Annotated in this window: 3 protein-coding genes; all 3 read right to left on the reverse strand. The window is 76.3% G+C overall.

Going from position 1 to position 2,082, the window contains the following annotated elements:
- Positions 1-3: 3 nt before the first annotated feature.
- Positions 4-657 carry a 1,4-alpha-glucan branching protein gene (locus GT045_RS23655; protein ID WP_161294348.1) on the reverse strand — a complete coding sequence of 218 codons (654 nt, stop codon included), beginning with the start codon at positions 655-657 and terminating at the stop codon, positions 4-6.
- A 41-nt stretch (positions 658-698) separates the two neighbouring features.
- Positions 699-1,370, reverse strand: a complete 672-nt coding sequence (locus GT045_RS23660) for a spherulation-specific family 4 protein (RefSeq protein ID WP_161294350.1) — start codon at positions 1,368-1,370, stop codon at positions 699-701.
- A partial coding sequence (locus GT045_RS23665; protein ID WP_161335360.1) for an NAD-dependent epimerase/dehydratase occupies positions 1,367-2,082 on the reverse strand: 716 nt, incomplete at its 5' end. The genes GT045_RS23660 and GT045_RS23665, both read right to left, overlap by 4 nt.

The raw sequence follows: 2,082 nt of genomic DNA on the forward strand, positions 1-2,082 counted from the left end.
GGATCACGCGGCGCGCAACGTCATCAGCACGGCCCGCGGACGGGAGCCGTCCGGGCCCGCCCAGCCGGTGGCGACATGGCCGAGGGCCCCGCGCGCGGGCGGCGGCGGGTTCTCCGCCACGGGGGTGAGGACCCGGTGCACGTGGAGGATCGTGTCGTGGGGCGCGGGCAGCCGGGTGCCGTCCGCGTCGTCGGCCGGCACGGGCACACGGCCGTCCGGCGCGAACGGGGAGCCGGTGTACGAACGGCTCACCTCGTGGTCGGGCGTGTCGGTGACGCTCTGGGCCATCGCCCGCGCCCGGCCCTCGATCAGCGCCAGCAACTCGGTGACCAGCACCGGGTCGTGGCAGCCGTCGTAGACCCAGCGCGGGCCCAGCACCCCGTGCTCCATCGTGCCGACGAGGGCGTGCTCGGCGCCCTCCAGCGGCGCTCCGCGGTAGGTGAGCGGCACCAGGTAGGCCGTCCGCTCGGGGTCCGTGGTGTCGGTGGCCACGAGGAACTCGATGCCGACCTCGCCCTCGGGGTCGTCGAGCCGGAAGCCGCCGGACCGCTCCAGGACCGGGTCCGGGCCGCCCCGGTACCACGGGCGGGTGGGGAGCCACCGGGCGAGCAGTTCGGTCTTGGTGGGTTTCAGGGTGGTGTGGTGGATGACGGCCATGCCCTCAGGTGCCTCCCGTGCGCGCGGACGATTGAGTGCGCTCAGCCTTCCACACCGTCCCCGCCGCACAGCGCCGGGGACAACAGCGCCCAAGGGTTGGGGGGTTCGCCCGTCACCGGCCCGCAGACCGCCGCGCCCCGCCCGTGCGCCGTACGGACGGCGAGCGGGACCAGGGCCTCGGGGACGCCGTAGACGAGGTGGCACAACCGGTCCGGCGGGTACCTGGCGGTCCACAGCGGCCGGGTGAAGGACGAGACGTACGTGGTCCAGTGCCCCTCGAAGGTGACGGTCAGGTCGGCGAGCCTTACGTAGCCGGGATCCGGGTGGACGCCAGGGTTGAGGACGACCGTCGAGGCACCCGACCGCCGCAGGTCACGCACCAGCCGCCGGCAGTCGGGCAGCCCCTCCGGACCGGCGGTCACCCGGTCCAGGAAGCAGCCGTCGGCCTCGTACCAGTCCTGGTGCCGGCGCATGTCCTCCATGACCAGGGACCGGTCCCGGACCCCGTAGTCGGTGTCGACGTAACCGAGCAGGCGGGCCCCGGCCGTGCGCAGCGCCCGCGCGGCCGCGGTGAACGCGGGATCGGGAGCGTCGCCCGGCCCGCTCGCCGGGTTCAGCACGACCGCGCGGGTACGGGCCACCGCCCCGATGAGCCGGTGCCAGGCGCCGGGATCCTCGGCCGGGTGCACGTACAGCGGTACCAGCAGGCTCATGGCACGCGCTCCAGCGTGGCCGCCCACAGCGCGGCCAGGGCGTCGTCGAGGCTGTGCTCCGGCCGCCAGCCCAGGGCCCGCGCCGCGGCGGAGACGTCCGAGCACTGCCAGGACACCTGCCCCGAGCGCGCCGAGCCGCCCGTGCTCTCCTCCAGCCGCCCGCGGAACCCCGCGTGCCGGGCCAGGCCGTGCGCCAGCTCGCGCACGGGTACGGCGGTTCCACTGCCGACGTTCAGCACGGGCGGGAGCGGTCCGGGCGTCGTGACGGCGAACTCCGCGGCCCGGGCGACGTCGCGTACGTCGACGAAGTCGCGGTGGGCGGAGAGGTCCCCGAGGCGCAGCACCGCCTCCGGGTCCCGGCCGGAGGTCCGGAGCAGGCCGGCCAGCCGGCCGGGCAGGCTCGCCACGGGCGCCCCCGGCCCGACCGGGTTGCCGACCCGCAGCACCACCGCGTCCAGTGCGGCGGAGGTCACCGCGAGGGTGCCCGCCAGTTTGGTCGCGCCGTACGACGTGACCGGACAGGCGGGTGCCGACTCGGTGACGGGTGCGTCCGGGGTGCCCGGCCCGTACTCGGCGGCCGAACCCAGGTGCACCAGGCGGGCCGTGGGCGCCGCCTCGCGCAGCGCGGCGCAGAGCGCGGCGGGGCCGCGGGCATTGACTTCGGCCAGGTGCACGGCGTCGCCGCCGGTGGCGCCCGCGCAGTTGACCACGG

This window comes from Streptomyces sp. SID486, from assembly GCF_009865385.1.
GTDB lineage: Bacteria > Actinomycetota > Actinomycetes > Streptomycetales > Streptomycetaceae > Streptomyces.